General features: G+C 66.8%; 20 protein-coding genes. 9 read left to right on the top strand and 11 right to left on the bottom strand.

Annotated elements, in window-relative coordinates:
- Both hemF and J0A91_RS12170 read left to right on the top strand, forming a co-directional pair.
- The gene (gene hemF, locus J0A91_RS12175; RefSeq protein WP_069205131.1) at window positions 1–843 is read left to right on the top strand and encodes an oxygen-dependent coproporphyrinogen oxidase; all 843 of its coding nucleotides are present in this window, start codon (window positions 1–3) and stop codon (window positions 841–843) included.
- Window positions 834–1427, top strand: a complete 594-nt coding sequence (locus tag J0A91_RS12170; RefSeq protein ID WP_069205130.1) for a GNAT family N-acetyltransferase — start codon at window positions 834–836, stop codon at window positions 1425–1427. The genes hemF and J0A91_RS12170 overlap by 10 nt, the downstream gene beginning before the upstream one ends.
- Here J0A91_RS12170 and J0A91_RS12165 read toward each other — a convergent pair.
- Entirely contained in the window at window positions 1411–2178 is a 768-nt protein-coding gene (locus J0A91_RS12165; RefSeq protein WP_069207269.1) for a hypothetical protein, read from the bottom strand. The two genes, J0A91_RS12170 and J0A91_RS12165, sit on opposite strands and share 17 nt — an antisense overlap.
- Window positions 2179–2188: 10 nt before the next feature.
- On the bottom strand, window positions 2189–3013 hold the full coding sequence (locus tag J0A91_RS12160) for a hypothetical protein (protein WP_069205129.1): 825 nt from the start codon (window positions 3011–3013) through the stop codon (window positions 2189–2191).
- A gap of 115 nt (window positions 3014–3128) precedes the next feature.
- Here J0A91_RS12160 and lipB point away from each other — a divergent pair, with 115 nt between their 5' ends.
- The 3 genes from lipB (at window position 3129) to J0A91_RS12145 (ending at window position 4983) form a co-directional block, all read left to right on the top strand.
- Entirely contained in the window at window positions 3129–3791 is a 663-nt protein-coding gene (gene lipB / locus J0A91_RS12155) for a lipoyl(octanoyl) transferase LipB (RefSeq protein WP_069205128.1), read from the top strand.
- Window positions 3792–3881: 90 nt separating this feature from the next.
- Window positions 3882–4109: a hypothetical protein gene (locus J0A91_RS12150; RefSeq protein WP_069205127.1), complete on the top strand. Its 228-nt coding sequence runs from the start codon at window positions 3882–3884 to the stop codon at window positions 4107–4109.
- A gap of 181 nt (window positions 4110–4290) precedes the next feature.
- Window positions 4291–4983 carry a hypothetical protein gene (locus J0A91_RS12145; RefSeq protein WP_069207268.1) on the top strand — a complete coding sequence of 231 codons (693 nt, stop codon included), beginning with the start codon at window positions 4291–4293 and terminating at the stop codon, window positions 4981–4983.
- Between the two features lie 66 nt (window positions 4984–5049).
- On the opposite strand, the gene xth is transcribed toward J0A91_RS12145, so the two are convergent.
- The 6 genes from xth to J0A91_RS12115 all read right to left on the bottom strand — a co-directional run bounded on the left by xth (window position 5050) and on the right by J0A91_RS12115 (window position 11065).
- Window positions 5050–5820 (bottom strand): exodeoxyribonuclease III, encoded by a 771-nt coding sequence (gene xth / locus J0A91_RS12140; protein ID WP_069205126.1) that lies wholly within the window; start codon window positions 5818–5820, stop codon window positions 5050–5052.
- A 13-nt stretch (window positions 5821–5833) separates the two neighbouring features.
- On the bottom strand, window positions 5834–6172 hold the full coding sequence (gene erpA / locus J0A91_RS12135; protein WP_069207267.1) for an iron-sulfur cluster insertion protein ErpA: 339 nt from the start codon (window positions 6170–6172) through the stop codon (window positions 5834–5836).
- 112 nt (window positions 6173–6284) lie between these two features.
- Window positions 6285–6902: a M23 family metallopeptidase gene (locus tag J0A91_RS12130; protein WP_240501989.1), complete on the bottom strand. Its 618-nt coding sequence runs from the start codon at window positions 6900–6902 to the stop codon at window positions 6285–6287.
- A 224-nt stretch (window positions 6903–7126) separates the two neighbouring features.
- Window positions 7127–7924: a ferritin-like domain-containing protein gene (locus J0A91_RS12125; protein ID WP_069205125.1), complete on the bottom strand. Its 798-nt coding sequence runs from the start codon at window positions 7922–7924 to the stop codon at window positions 7127–7129.
- Window positions 7921–8391, bottom strand: a complete 471-nt coding sequence (locus J0A91_RS12120; protein WP_069207266.1) for a peroxiredoxin — start codon at window positions 8389–8391, stop codon at window positions 7921–7923. Before J0A91_RS12120 ends, J0A91_RS12125 begins: the two co-directional genes overlap by 4 nt.
- Complete coding sequence (locus tag J0A91_RS12115) at window positions 8378–11065, bottom strand: bifunctional [glutamine synthetase] adenylyltransferase/[glutamine synthetase]-adenylyl-L-tyrosine phosphorylase (RefSeq protein ID WP_069205124.1); 2688 nt, start codon at window positions 11063–11065, stop codon at window positions 8378–8380. Before J0A91_RS12115 ends, J0A91_RS12120 begins: the two co-directional genes overlap by 14 nt.
- Before the next feature lie 109 nt (window positions 11066–11174).
- Between J0A91_RS12115 and J0A91_RS12110 the strand changes: the two genes are divergently transcribed.
- Complete coding sequence (locus J0A91_RS12110) at window positions 11175–11327, top strand: hypothetical protein (RefSeq protein WP_169833137.1); 153 nt, start codon at window positions 11175–11177, stop codon at window positions 11325–11327.
- Between the two features lie 4 nt (window positions 11328–11331).
- Here J0A91_RS12110 and J0A91_RS12105 read toward each other — a convergent pair whose 3' ends face one another.
- The 3 genes from J0A91_RS12105 to J0A91_RS12095 all read right to left on the bottom strand — a co-directional run bounded on the left by J0A91_RS12105 (window position 11332) and on the right by J0A91_RS12095 (window position 13079).
- Entirely contained in the window at window positions 11332–11976 is a 645-nt protein-coding gene (locus J0A91_RS12105; RefSeq protein ID WP_069207265.1) for a sigma-70 family RNA polymerase sigma factor, read from the bottom strand.
- Window positions 11977–12067: 91 nt separating this feature from the next.
- Entirely contained in the window at window positions 12068–12214 is a 147-nt protein-coding gene (locus tag J0A91_RS12100; protein WP_169833136.1) for a hypothetical protein, read from the bottom strand.
- A 61-nt stretch (window positions 12215–12275) separates the two neighbouring features.
- On the bottom strand, window positions 12276–13079 hold the full coding sequence (locus J0A91_RS12095; protein WP_069205122.1) for a response regulator: 804 nt from the start codon (window positions 13077–13079) through the stop codon (window positions 12276–12278).
- Between the two features lie 238 nt (window positions 13080–13317).
- On the opposite strand from J0A91_RS12095, the gene J0A91_RS12090 reads away from it, so the two are divergent.
- From J0A91_RS12090 to J0A91_RS12080, 3 genes are all read left to right on the top strand, one after another.
- Entirely contained in the window at window positions 13318–13479 is a 162-nt protein-coding gene (locus J0A91_RS12090; protein ID WP_240501988.1) for a NepR family anti-sigma factor, read from the top strand.
- A 4-nt stretch (window positions 13480–13483) separates the two neighbouring features.
- The gene (locus tag J0A91_RS12085; RefSeq protein WP_069205120.1) at window positions 13484–15073 is read left to right on the top strand and encodes a sensor histidine kinase; all 1590 of its coding nucleotides are present in this window, start codon (window positions 13484–13486) and stop codon (window positions 15071–15073) included.
- Window positions 15074–15394: 321 nt separating this feature from the next.
- Entirely contained in the window at window positions 15395–15529 is a 135-nt protein-coding gene (locus tag J0A91_RS12080) for an entericidin A/B family lipoprotein (protein ID WP_069205119.1), read from the top strand.
- Window positions 15530–15597 lie beyond the last annotated feature (68 nt).

Raw genomic sequence — 15597 nt, 5'->3', positions numbered from 1 at the left:
ATGCAACCGCTCGACGAACAGCAAGCCGCCGCCCGCACCTGGTTCGAGCATCTGCGCGACCTGATCTGCGCCGAATTCGAGGCGATCGAAGCCGAGGCGGGATCGGACGCGCGCTTCGTCTATACGCCGTGGGACCGCGTCGACCCGTCCGGCGAGCCGGGTGGCGGCGGCGTGCGCGGGGTGATGAAGGGCAAGGTGTTCGAGAAGGTCGGCGTCAACGTCTCGACCGTCGGCGGCGTGCTCGACGGCGATTTCGGCAAGACCATCCACGGCGCGGGCGACGATCCGCGCTTCTGCGCGACCGGGATCAGCCTCGTCGCGCACATGGCCAATCCGCATGTTCCCGCCGTCCACATGAACACACGGATGCTGGCGACGACCAAGCGCTGGTTCGGCGGCGGCGCCGATCTCAACCCGCCGCTGCCGATCGCCGAGGACACCGCCGATTTCCACGCCGTGCTGCAAGCGGCGTGCGACGCGCATGACCCGGCGCATTATCCGCGCTTCAAGCAATGGGCCGACGACTATTTCTATATCCCCCACCGGCACGTGCATCGTGGCGTCGGCGGGATCTTCTACGATCATCTGGAGGGCGATTTCGCGCGCGATTTCGCCTTCACGCAGGATGTCGGCCGCGCCTTTCTCGACATCTATCCCCGAATCGTGCGGCGGCGGATGGCAACGCCGTTCACCGACGCGGATCTGGCGCAGCAGCGCGCGTGGCGCGGACGCTATGCCGAGTTCAACCTCGTCTATGATCGCGGGACGTTGTTCGGCCTCAAGACCGGCGGCAATATCGATGCGATCCTGATGAGCCTGCCGCCGGTCGCGACATGGGACTGACCGGCGTCCGCGCCGAGGAGGTGGCGACGATCGTCACCACGCTGGAGATGAGCGCGCGGCCCGAGTTGCCGGCGGTGCCCGCATCGCCGTTGCGGCTGGTCGCGCTGGAGCGCCCTGCCCCTGATCGCTACCGCGCATTGTTCCGCCGCGTCGGCGAACGCTGGCTGTGGTTCTCGCGGCTGGTGATGGAGGAGGCTGCGCTGACCGCGATCCTCCACGATCCCGACGTGGCGATCTTCGCGGCGGTCGATGAAGGCGGGCGTGACGCCGGCATCCTCGAACTCGATTTCCGCACCGCGCACGAATGCGAACTCTCCTATTTCGGGCTGGTGCCCGATCTTGCCGGACAGGGGCTCGGGCGCTGGCTGATGGCGGAGGCCCTTAACCGCGCCTGGGCACCGGGGATCGAGCGGGTGTGGGTCCACACCTGCACGCTCGACCATCCCGCCGCGCTCAGCTTCTATCGCAAATCGGGCTTCACCGCGATCCGGCGCACGATCGAGACGTTCGCCGACCCGCGGCTGATCGGCGCGCTGCCGCCCGATGCCGCGCCGCAGATCCCGTGCCTCAAGCCTCGCGGTTGAGCACCAAAGCCTCGCGGTAGAGCGCGATGCGGACCAGCACCGTCGCGATCAGCGCCGCCGTCAGCGCGGCCGAGGCCGCCCCGTCAAGCAGCGCCGCCGTCACCGGGTTCGCCATCGGCGCGCCGCCGAGCGCACGCCCCGCAGCCACGAACGGCCAGGCGGCGAGCTGGCCGCCGAACAGCAGCACGCCGGCGACGCCCATCATCACCATGCCGTTGCCGCGAGTCAGCCGCGCGCTGCGCTGAAGCGCGGCGATCGCGCCGATCGGCTGTTCGGCGGCGATCACCGCGCCGGTCAGCAGCAGCCGGCCGAAGATATACATCGCCGGCAGTACCAGCACGAAACCGATCGCCGGCACCAGGAACAACCCGACCGGCAGCGACACGATCAGCGCCGCGAGCAGATAGCGCGGGAACAGCCGCAACGACCCCGCCAGCGCCGCGCCGAGCGGCGGCCGGTTGGTGCCGAGATACAGCGACAGCATCACCAGACTGCCGAACAGGGTGAGAAGCTCCGCGCCGAACAGCCACGGGCCATAGGCGCCGAACCATGTGGTGAACGCCTCGACCCAGGTGCGCACCGCGGCTTCGCTGGTGTCGCCCTCCGGCAGAGCGGGCATCAACGGCACCAGCAGCAGCGACGCGAATTGCGGCAGGAACACGAACAGCCCCGCCACGCGCAGCAGCAGATCCCAGTCGGTCTTCCACATGGACCACGCGGTTTGGAACGCGCGGGCAATATTCAATTTCATATCGGACATTTCATACGAGTTCGACGATCGTCTCGCGCGCGTCACGCACCGCGATGAACAGGCGTGCGGTGAACACCGTCGCCAGCGCGGTGAAGCCGGTCTGGACGAGCGCGACGAGAGTCGTTGTGATGATGGTTGCGACAGTGGCGGTATCGTCGCCGAGGGTGAGCACGCCGAGAATCGCGCCGAACACGGTCTTGGTGGCCAGTCCGGCGACCTGCGAAACGAGGATGTAGAGCAGCACGACGCCGACGAGCTTGAGCGTCATCCCGCGCGTCAGGCTCAGCGAGCGGATGAGCGCCGAGACACCGCGCCGTTCGCCGACGAGCGCCGCGTCGACGAGGAGCAAGCGCGCGAGCAGCACCAGCCCGACGATCGCGAAGGCCAATCCATAGACAAGGATGAACACTGCCGGTTCGAGCCCGATCATCGGCATCGACCCCGCCGGTGTCCGGCCCGGCACGATGCCGCTCATCGCGAAAGCGACGAAAATCGGTGCGACCGCCAGCACCACCACCACCATTTCGATCAGCGAGATCAGCACCGCGACCGGCAACCGCCCCGCCCCGGTGCGAACCGCGGCCGTCCAGCCGCGCGCCTCCAGCACGAGCGCGGTCAGCGCGAGATGCCCCCACATCGTGACGATACCGAGTGCCACCACCACCAGGCCGAGCCCGATGTTGCGCACGTTCGGCTCGCGTTCGATCAGCGGCATCAGCGTGTTCATCAGCGCCAGCGGCACGAACAGCAGTAGCCCGACGATCGGCATCACCTCCGCGCGGCGTTCTGCGACGAACTCGGACGTTCTGTCCCAAACGGCTTCAAGATTGACCATTGGCTCCCCCGGTCCGCGACGTGCGTAAACTCGCGTTAGCCCAACCCGCCGGGCCTTGCCACCGATCCCGTCCAATCTTGCACTCGGACGCGCATCGGCGCAATCGAGCGCTTCTATGGATGACCCCAACCCAATCGAATGGCGCGTCGAGCCGGGCCGAATCGGCTATGAGGATGCCCTCGCGATCATGGAGGCGCGCGCCGCCGCCGTTTCCGCAGGCGAGGCCAGCGAGCTCGTGTGGCTGGTCGAACATCCGCCGGTCTATACCGGCGGCACCAGCGCCGATCCCGCCGAACTGCTCGACCCGCGCTTCCCGGTGGTGAAGACCGGGCGCGGCGGACGCTTCACCTATCATGGCCCCGGCCAGCGCGTCGGCTATCTGATGCTCGATCTCAATGTGCGCGGGCGCGACATCCGCCATTTCATCTGTTCGCTCGAAGGCTGGCTGATCGACGCGCTGGGCGCGCTCGGCATCACCGCTTTCCGCGCGCCCGGCCGGATCGGCATCTGGACTCGCGATGGCGGCGAGGAGGCCAAGATCGGCGCGATCGGCGTGCGCGTGCGGCGCTGGGTGACGCTGCACGGCTTCGCGGTGAACCTCGCGCCCGACCTTGGCCATTTCGCCGGCATCGTGCCGTGCGGCATTGCGGAATACCCCGTCACCAGCGCGCAGGCGCTCGGCCGGGCGAGCGATTTCGCGAGCTTCGATGCCGCGCTGAACGACGCTTTTCCGGCGTTTCTGGAGCGTTTGCGCCGCGGCGCGGAAAACTGTGCTTGAGGGCAAGTACTTATCGGACTAATGTCCCCCACGATGCGGGTAAATAAGGTCAACCAGACCCACCTAAATCAACTTCTAGGGAGCTTTTCCATGCGTACTATCCTTTCCAAGATCGCTGCTGTTTCGCTCGTCGCAGCCGCTGCCGTTTCGCTGTCGGCTTGCGGCAAGACCGAAGCACCCGTCGACAACACCACCGTCACGGATCTGAACTCGACCGAGAGCACCGACACGATGTCGGACAACATGACCGCAGTCGACGGCACGATGTCCGACAACGGCGGCATGATGATGTCGAACGAATCGTCGAACGCGATGTAATCACCGGTAAAACGGTGATGCCTGAGGGCCGCCCGGACCGTCCGGGCGGCCCTTTTGATTCGCGCAAACCCCCTTCAACCGCAATTCGACGAGACGTTGGCCACATGCTTAAAAAAGCATTTGGGCTGAAACACAAAACGCCGTAATCATCCCGTCACGACTGCCATTCGGTGAGAAAATGATGAAATTGTCCCGTGCGTTATGCGGATGTGCTGCAGTGTATGCGGCGGCGCTTTCACTGCCTGCCCAGGCGCAGTTCTTTTTCACCCCGCATGACATGACCGCGCCGCCGGTGACCGGCAGCGAACCGCGCTACGCGGCCGATTTCCCCGGCGCGACGCCGCTCGAAGTCCGCTCCGCACTGGTGTGGCAGATGCGCGCGGCGCTCAACGTGGCCGCGCTGCAATGCCAGTTCGAGCCGACCTTGATGTCCGTGCCCAACTACAACGCGATCCTGTTCAACCATAAGGACGAGATCAAGAAGTCCTACGACACGGTGAGCAAGTATTTCGTGCGCACCAACAAAACGCTTCGCGCCGGACAGAACGCGCTCGACCATTTCGACACGCGCAATTATTCGAGCTTCACCACGGTGAATGCGCAATATGGCTTCTGCCAGACCGCCGCGCGGGTCGCGCTTCGCGCCGCGATCGCGCCGCGCGGACAATTCGGCAAGATCGCGCTCGAAGAGACCGCCACACTGCGCAACGCGCTCGTCTATTGGGGCGACGAGCGCTTCCCGCGCCATCCCTCGGTCAACGCCATGGCGCGCGTGCCCAACCTCGATCCGCGATGCTGGGGCAAGAGGGGCGAATGGGTCGAGAAGACATGCGGCCCGATGGATACCGCCCTCGCCAGCAACACCGTTCGCTGATCGCTGATCCGTTACGCGCCCCGTTCGCCTCTGAGGTCTTCGGGGGCGAGCGGTGAAGCGGCTGGACTACCGCAACATCGCCCAGGTCGGCGCGTGGTCGCTGGCCTTCTCCCGCCCGCGATAGTCCTTGTCGACGCCGGCATCGGCGAGCCGGTCGGCGGCGATCGGTGAGAGCAGCAGATGGTCGATGCGGAAGCCCGCGTCGCGCGGCCACGCCCCCGCCTGATAATCCCAGAAGGTCCACACCCCGCCCTTGGGGTGGCGCGTGCGCAGCGCATCGGTCCAGCCTTGCGCCATCAATGCGCGGAAGCCAGCGCGGCTCTCGGGCTGCATCAGCGCGTCGCTCGCCATCGCCCGCACGGAAAACGTATCGTCGTCGTTGGGGATGACGTTGTAATCGCCCGCCAGCACAACCGCGCGCTCCTCGGCGAGCAGCGCGCGCGCGCGCGCCGCGAGCCGGTCGATCCAGCGCAGCTTGTAATCGAACTTGGGGCCGGGCAGCGGATTGCCGTTGGGCAAATAGAGCGAGGCGATCACCACACCGTCCACCTCGGCTTCGAGGTAGCGGCTGTGATCGTCCTCGGTCTCACCCTCCAGCCCACGCTGGCGCTCGACCGGGTCGGCGCCCTTGGCGAGCACCGCGACGCCGTTCCAGCTCTTCTGGCCGTGCCACACGGCGCCGTAGCCGGCGGCGCGGATGTCTGCGATCGGGAAGGTCTCGTCGCTCGCCTTCAACTCCTGAAGGCAGACCACATCGGGCTGCTGTTCGGAGAGATATTCGAGCAGGCGCGGCAGGCGCGCCTTGATGCCGTTGACGTTGTAGGTGACGATCTTCACGGGTGCGGGCGCGTCAGATCGAGAAGCTGGCGCCGCAGCCGCAGCCCGATGCCGCCTGCGGATTGGTCACGCGGAACGCCGCGCCGCCGAGCTCCTCGACATAATCGACCGCCGCACCGCGCACGAGATCGAGGCTGACCGAATCGACGACCAGCCGAACGTCGCCATTCTCCGCGATCGTATCGTCGCTCTCGACCGCGTCGGCGAAGCCGAACTTGTACTGGAAACCCGAACAGCCGCCGCCATCGACCGACAGCCGCAGGATCGCGGGTTTGCCCTGTTTGGCGGCGATCGTGGCCACGCGCGCGGCGGCGGAATCGGTCAGGGCGATTTCAGGAGCGAGTGTGGCCATGCGCTTCAGATAAGCGGTGGCCCGGCCAACGGCAACCGCCCGCGACCGCAAAGCAAAGGGCGCCGGTCTCGCGACCGACGCCCTTTGCAGATTCGAAAGCAGGCTAACCGGCTCAGTCGGCGGATTCGTCCGCTGCGGGGCCGACACCGACCGGGATCGTCTTGATCGAACGATCCTGCGCGGCGAGCAGATAATCGGCGTTCTGGAGGAACGGCACCGGATTGACCGCATGGCCGTCGATGCGGACCTCATAATGCAGATGCGGGCCGGTCGAGCGCCCGGTCGAACCCATCAGCGCGATCAACTGGCCGCGATGGACGCGGGTGTTGGCGGGAACGAGGATCTTGGAGAGATGGCCGTAGCGGGTCTGGATGCCCTTGCCATGATCGATCTCGACCATGTTGCCGTAGCCGCCAGCGCGCTCGGCGCGATCGACATAGCCGTCCGCGGTGGCATAGACCGGCGTTCCGGTCGGACCGGGGATATCGACGCCGGCGTGCATCGCCGCGGTGCCGCGGAACGGATCGGAGCGGATGCCGAAATTGCTGGTGTAGGCGAGATGTTCGACGGGCTGGACCGAGGGGATGGCGATCAGGCCATGATCGAGCGTGTCGAGCTTCTTCCAGGTCTGGAACAGCGAACGGAACTGCACGTCAGCGCGCATATCGGCGGCGGCGTCCGCGCTGTCGGCCGCGCGGGCGACGCCGCATGCGGAGAAGCACAACGTCACGCCAGCGACACCTGCCAGCAGTGAGAACGCCTTATCTGCGACGGCCTTCCGGGCGGATAAGAAAGACCCGAGGCGCGCCATGCGATGCGCGCCAGACATAGTGGTGATTTTGTTCATCTGTCCCCAGCGACCGTTATGCGTATGCCGGAAGACGACGGCACCCGCCCCTTGTGTCCGGCTCGCAGCCCCTCCACGTCCGGACGCACAATACCTGCCCTGCTTTGTCATGCAGGGGCAAGCGCCTGATAGTAATCGCGCGTCAGACCGGCTGCTTGGCGCGCTGAGTCGTTGAACGGTGGTTTTAGTTCCCCGCGAAAATGGCGTGAAAGCAGATTCTTCCAGTATTTTTGCGGTGCGATGCCCAGCGCGGTGCAAGCGGATTCGAACCATTTGGTTCCCACGGCCACATGACGGATCTCATCGGTGAGGATTCGGCGCAGAATCGCGGCGGTGGCGGCATCGCCGGCGGCATCGGCGCGCGCGATCATCGCGGGGGTCACGTCGAGGCCGCGTGCCTCCAGCACCATCGGCACGATCGCGAGCCGGGCGAGCGGATCGCCGGCGGTTTCGATCGCGGCTTCCCACAAGCCATCATGCGCCGGCAGCGCGCCGTAGCGGCTGCCGAGCGCGCGCAGCCGGCGGTCGACCAGCGCGAAGTGCATCGCCTCGTCAGCGCCGACCGCGAGCCAGTCGGTGGTGAAGTCGGGCGCGAACCCAGCGCCGAACCGTCCTGCCATGTCGAAGGCGAGATCGATCGCGACGAACTCGATATGCGCGAGCGCGTGCAGCAACGCGATCCGCCCGTGCAGCGAACCCTTGCCGCGCCGCGGCATCTGGTTGGGGGCGCGCAGTTCCGGTTCAGCCGGGCGCGCGGGACGGTCGGGCATCACGCCGCCATCGACGGCGGCGAAATCGCCGCGCCGCCAGCCACGCGCGGCGGCGCGGGCGCGCCTCACCTTGGTCGCTGGATCGGCGGTCTCCAATACCTCCCGGATCGCGACCGACACGCTCGGCAGCGTCACCCCAGCGCCCTGGCCGCCGCCAGCACCTGCTCGGCATGGCCGGCTACGCGAACCTTGCGCCAGACCTGCGCGAGCGTACCATCGGCGGCGAACAGGAAGGTCGCGCGCTCGACGCCCATGTAGGTGCGGCCATACATGTTCTTTTCGACCCACACGCCGAACGCCTCCATCACGCCGTGCGCCTCGTCGCTGGCGAGCGGCACGGTGAGATCATATTTGGCGGTGAACTTGGCGTGTTTGGCGGGCGTGTCGGGCGAGACGCCGAGCAGGTCGACACCAGCGGCGCGAAACTCCGGGTAGAGCGCGCTGAAATCCTGCGCTTCGCGGGTGCAGCCGGTGGTGTCGTCCTTAGGGTAGAAATACAGCACCAACGGCGCGCCGACCTTGTCGCGCAGCCGCAACGCCGCACCATCCGCGCCGGCCAGCTCCAGATCGGGAAGCGCGTCCCCCAGCTCAATCGCCATCATCATCTCCTGTCGCCACGCTGGCGAGACATGCGGCGACCTCCTGCCGGGTCGTGGCGAAGCTGGCAACCACCGCGTCCCAGTCGGCCATGCCGAGCGCGCGTGCGATCAGCGCCTGCGTGGGCGGCGGTGGAATCTCCGCATCGGGCGCGACCAGCCGCAGCGTGATGAGCAGGCGAGTAAGGAAGCGCTCCGCCGCGATCAGCTCGGCCGGGGCCACCCCCTGCCCCACCAGCGCGGCAATGGCACAGCCGAGATCGGTATCGAAGCCGGTGCGCCGCGTGAGTTGCAGGATATGGACCGTGAATTCGAGATCGACGAGCGCGCCGGGGAGCATCTTGGCGTCGAGCGGGCCGCTCGGCGGCTTGTGCTTGGCCATCTCGGCGCGCATGTCCGCCGCTTCCGCCGCCACGTCGCGCTCGGGCCGGTCGCCGCGCAGCACGGCGTCGATCACCGCCGTCACCTCGCCGCGCGCGTGCGCCGAGCCGAACACCGGCCGCGCGCGGGTGAGCGCCATATGCTCCCAGGTCCACGCGCTTTCGCGCTGATAGCGCGCGAAGCCGTCGAGCGAGACGCTGAGCGGCCCCTGCGTGCCCGACGGGCGCAGCCGCGTGTCGATCTCGTACAGCGGACCGAAAGCGGTCGCCGCCGACAGCGCACTGGTCACGCGCTGCGCGAGGCGATTGTAATACAGCACCGCGCCGAGCGGCTTGGCGCCATCGGATTCGGCGCGGTAATCGCCCGTGAAGAGATAGACGAGATCGAGGTCCGAGGCGTGGGTGAGCACGCCGCCGCCGAGCCGGCCGAAGGCGAGGATCACCAACTCGCTGCCGGGCACGACGCCATGCGCGGCGACGAACTCGGCGATCGTCGCCGACGCGAGCACGTCGATCGCGGCTTCCGCGACGCGCGCATAGCCTGCGCCCACCTCCAGCGGATCGCTCACGCCCGCGACGATCTGCGTGCCGAGCGCGAACCGCTTCTCGCCGACGATGCGGCGGACATGATCGAGCCGCGCCTGATAATCGCTGCCGCCGCGCATCTCGGCGACGAGCGCCTCGACGTCACCGACCGGTCCCAGCGCGCTCGCGTCGATCAACCCGTCGATCAGTTCTGGTCGGCGCGCGAGCGAGTCCGCCAGCGTCGCGGCATGGCTGAGGATCAATGCGAGCAGCCGCGCCAGTGCGGGCCGCGCCTCCAGCAAGCGGAAGAAGTTGATCGCGCTCGACAGATGCGACAGCATCGCATCGAGCCGCACGATCGCGACCCCGGGATCAGGCGCGCGGCCGAGCGCATCGATCAGCCCCGGCAACACCGCTTCGAGCGCCGAGCGCGCCGCCTCGCTGCGCAGCGCCGGATAGGTGCCCGCGCGCCACTGGCCGATCGCACGCGCCGCCGCCGTCGGATCGGCGAACCCCGCCGCCGTAAGTTGGGTGGCGAGATGCTCGGCATCGAACGACATCGTATCGCCCTCGGCCGGGTCGAGCGCATCGTAGGTGACGCCAACCCGCGCGACATGCGGACGCAGCAGATCGAGCAACGCCGCGCCGTTGCCGAGGCCGTGCAAGTGCGCGAGTGACTCGAGCGCCGGGCCGCTCGGCAGGAAGTGCGTCTGGCGGTCCTCAACCATCTGGACGCGGTGCTCGATGGTGCGCAGCATTGTGTACGCCTCGACCAGCGCGGCGGCTTCACTCCGATCGACCCAGCCCGCGTCCGCCAGCGCCGCCAGCGCGTCGCGCGTCGCCGGCGCGCGCAGCGCAGGGTCGCGGCCGCCGTGAATCAGTTGATGGATTTGCGCGAAGAATTCGATTTCGCGAATGCCGCCTCGCCCGCGCTTGAGATCATAACCTGGCCCGAACGCCTGCCCCTGCGCATGATGATCGCGGATTCGGCGCGAGATGCCGCGAATCTCGCCGATCGTGCCGAAATCGAGCGCGCGCCGCCAGATGAACGGCTGGATCGCGCCAAGGAAACGCTCGCCGAGCGCGATATCGCCTGCGGCGGCGCGCGCCCGAATGAAAGCGGCGCGTTCCCACGGCAGCGCGAGCGATTCGTAATAGGAGATCGCGGCATCGACCGGCAGCGCGATCGGCGTCGCCTCGGGCGATGGGCGCAGCCGCAGATCGACGCGCAGCACATAGCCGTCGCCGTCGCGTGTCTGGAGCAGGTCGACAACACGCCGCGCGATCCGCACCGCCGCCTCGCCGACATCCTCGCGGGGGCGGCACGGCAGCGTGGCAGGATCGAAGATCAGGATCGGATCGATGTCCGACGAGTAATTGAGTTCGCGGCTACCCTGCTTGCCGAGCGCGATGGCGGCGAAACCGCGCGGCTCGGCATCGGGGGTGCGCTCGGCGATGGCGGCGCGGATCGCGGCATCGAGCGCGCGATCGGCGAAGTCGCTGAGCGCATGAGTCACCCCGGTCAGATCATAGGCGCCCGCGAGATCGGCGACCGCGACGATCAGCGCGAGCCGCCGCCGCTCGCGCCGCAATCGCGTTGCGATGGGCAGGGCGAGGTCTGCCACGGCGACCGCGCCGAGCGATGGCAGCACACCTTGCGCGAAGCTGTCGGCCAGATCGGTTTCGCGTTGAAGCGACAGCGCCAGATATGGCGCATGGGCACGCGCGCGGCCAAGCGCATCGGTGATGTTCGAAGTTTGAATCGTGTCCTGCATGTCACCCGATCGAATTCATGCAAACGTTTCGGAACGGAAAGCAACAAATCCGATGGTGATTTGTTTTGTCTTTATGTCGATCAAGTCAAACCCAGATACGGAGGCTGCGATGCCCGTGCGCTATGCGATACCGATGCCGCGTCGCAGCGACACGATCAGCGGCGCGCTCCGGCGCGCGTTCGAGGCGCCCGCCGACGATTGCGACATGATGATGCTGCTGCGGACCATCGACCAGGCCGACCTCGCGGCACGACGCGCCTGAGCGATCAGGCGTCGCGGTCTCGGCTGAGATCGTCGACTTCGCCCATGATCGTGTCGAGCGCGGTCATGCCGGGTTCGTTGCTGTGGGTGCGGCGTGACGGCAGGCTGTTATCGCTCATCAATGCCTCCAGAGCGACGCGGCCACGCGCGACGCGGCTTTTGATCGTACCGACGGCGACGCCGCAGATCTCCGCAGCCTCTTCATAAGCGAACCCACCCGCACCGACCAGAATCAGCGCTTCGCGTTGCGGTTGCGGCAGATGCAGCAAGGCACGCTGCATGTCGCCTAGCTCGACGTGGCGGTCCTGGCTCGCCGGCGCGGCGAGAATCCGGTCGGCGACGAGGTCGTCCCACTCGCCCTTGAAGCGCGCGCGGCGCATCTGCGAGAGATACAGGTTGCGCAGAATGATGAAGGTCCAAGCCCGCATGTTGGTGCCGGCCTGAAAGCGCAGGCGCGCGGCCCATGCCTTCATCAAGGTTTCCTGAACGAGATCGTCGGCGAGGTCGCGGCTGCCCGACAGCGAGCGGCCGAACGCGCGCAGATGCGGGATCACCTGTGCGAGCTGCGCCTTGAAATCCTTGTCGGAGAGCGCGACGTGCTCCACCGCGGCGGGGGCTTCCTCGTCATCGGTATTGCGAGCGTCTGTCATCAACATCCGTTTCCATTCCCGGTACACAACATGGTGATGGGGGCGTGCAAAGTCCATCCACTGTCCAAGACGCGATCACGCGGGATCGGTCTCAGCGACCGCCCCATAGCAGAACCAGCGCGAACAGCACGATGATCAGAATCAAGGATATGCCCAGAACATAGCGCGTGACGTGCGGGGTTGCTCCGCTGCGTGCATCGGTGCCGCTGATCTCGGTGGGGTCTTCTTCCTGGGCCATGCGGGTTTCAACCGACGAGAACCGTTTTGGCTCCGTACCGGTTGGAACCCGCGTAAAAAAATCAGGCCGGAACGGTGGCGGAATCGAAGAACAAGGCCTGGCTGATCGCCGCCTTGACCGTCGAACGCTGGAACGGCTTGGTGATGAGGAACGTCGGCTCGGGCCGCTCGCCGGTCAACAGACGCTCGGGGAAGGCGGTGATGAAGATCACCGGAACGGCGAACTGGGCGAGGATGTCCTTGACGGCATCGATCCCCGAGCTGTCGTCGGCGAGCTGGATGTCGGCGAGCACGAGGCCGGGACGATCCTCCATCGCCAGCGCGACTGCTTCGTCGCGCGTCACGGCGACGCCGGTGACGTCATGGCCGAGATCGCGCACGATCGTCTCGATATCCATCGCGATGATCGGCTCGTCCTCGATGATGAGCACGCGGCTGCGCGTCTGCTTCTCGATTTCGGTGAGCGCCTCGGCGACGAGCGATTCGACTTCGTTCGGGTCGACGTCGATCAGATAGGCCGCGTCCTCGGGGGTGAAGCCTTCCATCGCGGTGAGCAGCAGCGCCTGACGCGACAGCGGCGTCATCCGCGCGAGGCGGGCACGCGCGATCGCCTCGGCATCGGCCTGCGGATCGACACTCGCCTCGTCGGCGGTCTCGTCGTAATTGGCCGAACTCCAGATCGCCTGGAACATACGGTACAGCCCGAGCCGCGGATCGACATCGCGCGGAAATTCCGCAGGAGCGGCGACGATCGCCTCGAGCGTGGCGCGGACATAGCGGTCACCCTGCGTCTGGCTACCGGTCAGTGCGCGCCCATAACGCCGGAGGAAAGGAAGGTGGGGTGCGAGCTGTTGTCCTAGCGACATGACTGTCGTTGTCCTCCGTGAGATAACGCCGCCCCTTCTGGAAGCGCGGGGTCGGCAATGCAATGCGAAACGGCCGGAAACATCGCCCCGGCTTTTTCGCGTCGCATGTGGAACAATCAAAGCGGTCTTTGGTTTCATTGCAGCGACACGACGTGTAACAACCACCGCTTCCAGCCGGAAAACCGGCTGGCCATGTTTTCGAAATCCCGGCGCTGCCGGAATGCCAAAGGGGACGACATTGCGTTCGGGCGACGAGTCTTCAAAAAAGCCGCCGGCCGCGCGTGCGAAGGTACAGAGCAAGGATCGCGACATGGGCGCGGCCCTTCGCACCGTCTATGAAAAGACTGTCGAAGAGGCGATACCCGCCGAGATGCTTGATCTTCTAGGCAAGCTCGACTGACGTCATGACCCTGGAAGCCGGCGCGTCCGCGGCCAGTCCGACGGAGCAGCGCAGCCTTGCAGCGCGTCTGCCGACGGGCGCCAAAGTCTTTTTGATCCTGAGCACGGCGCTGCTGCCGCTGGCGATCATTGCGTTCTTCGCATCGCTGCGCACCACGCAGATCGCCGACGACAGCACGCGGGCCGCATTGCGAATCGCCTCTGCCGAGAGCGCTCGCAAGATCGGCATCGAGTTGATCGGCGATATGACGGCACTGCGCGTCGCGCTCGGCGCGCTCGATACCGACGCCGCCGATGCGCCGAGCTGCGCACGCGCGCAGGGCGTGTTCGCACCGCAGGCCGCGAGCGGGTCGCGCTTCGCGATCTCGGACGCGAATGGCCGCGCGATCTGCGGATCAGCGCTGCCCCCCGACATCGCCGTCGCGCCGTCCGCCACCGAGCCGATCGCCGCCCGCGTGATCCCGGGCCGTGGCGTCACGCTCGCGATCAAAGGTACCAGCGGCCGCACGCACGCCGAGGCGTTCTTCCCCGCCGCGTTCCTCGCCCGCACCGCCAGGCCGAGCGCGTTCGCACCCGATTACGAAGCGCAGATTCTCGGCGGCGGCGAGGCGCTGACGTTGTTCGACCTGCCGCCGCGCGAAGCGCTCGAACGGCGCGGCACGCTGCTGATCGATCTCGGCATCGGCGACCTCACCTTGCAGACCCGCGCACGCAGCGCGCCGATCACCTCGCCGGTGCTGATCGCGATGCTGTTGCCGATCGTGATGTGGGCCGCCGCCGCCGGCATCGCTTGGCTGGTGGTCGACCGGCTGCTGATCCGCCCGTTGCGCAGCCTGCGCGCCAGCGTCGCCTCGTTCACACCCGGCGAGGAGATCAACCCCGACGCGGTCAGGCTGCTGCCCGCGCAGGAGATTCGCGAACTCGGCGACACGTTCCGCGCGATCAGCCGCACCGTCGCCGAGCATGAGGCGGGGCTGGCCGAAGGGCTGGTGCGGCAAACCAAGCTGACTCGCGAGGTGCATCACCGCGTCAAGAACAACCTTCAGGTCATCTCCAGCCTCATCAACTTCCATGCCCGCGGCGCGCGCAGTGCCGAAGCGACTGCGGCCTATGCCTCGATCCAGCGCCGCGTCGATGCGCTGGCAGTGGTGCATCGCCACCATTTCGCCGAGCTGGAAGTCAATCGCGGCCTGTCGCTTCGCTCGGTGATCGGCGAGCTCGCCTCGAACATCCGCGCAACCGCGCCCGAAGGATCGGCCAAGCTCAGCATCGCGATCGAGATTGCGCCGGTGCTGGCCACTCAGGATATCGCGATCGCGGTGTCGTTCCTGGTCACCGAGATCGTCGAACTGTCGATGACATCGAACGCGGCGGCGCCGATCCGAATCTCGGTTCGCGACGGCGAGACACCCGACCGGGCGATCCTGCGTGTGGTATCGCCCGGGCTGATCGATGGCGATGAAGTGCAGGTTCTCGTCGCCGAGCGCTACGGCAGGGTGATGGAAGGGCTGTCGCGGCAGTTGCGATCGAAACTCCATTATGATCCGTTCGTCGGCGCCTATGAGATCGCGATCGCGATCACCGGCCGCGACTGAGCGTTTGCGAAGACCGCGCGAAAAGCCGCTTCAAAGAATCGCTTTTTTTATCGATGCGGCCGGAACCTGATCCCGAAAAGGACGTTCTACACCTCGGATAGCGACTTTATGCCCCCCCGCTCTCGCTATCCAAGACACGGGTCTGGAAGCGCCACCCTCCCCCCCCCCCGGGTGGCGCCTCCGGACCCACATTCTTTTGGGGCATGGCTTTTCCGATATCGATGGCGCGCTGGCCAAATCGTTCTTCCTACGGAACGCACGGTGCCGCCGATCATTGTCCGAACGGAAGGCGTTTTCTTCCAGAGTTCAGGAGATACACAGATGCGTAAGCTCGTCGGATTGGCGCTTGTCGCCGGTGCATTGCTCGTCAGCGCGTGCAACACGGTCGAAGGCGCAGGCAAGGATGTCAGCTCGGCTGGCGACGCCGTCGCGAAGACCGCGCACGACACCAAGTAAGCGCTGGCAGTGCCCCCGGACGGTTCCGCGATCGAGCATCGGCGGAACCGGTCCGGGATCGGCACACC

Origin of the sequence: Sphingomonas panacis, assembly GCF_001717955.1 — a bacterium.
Lineage (GTDB): Bacteria > Pseudomonadota > Alphaproteobacteria > Sphingomonadales > Sphingomonadaceae > Sphingomonas > Sphingomonas panacis.
This window is presented reverse-complemented; position numbering and strand designations above follow the sequence as displayed.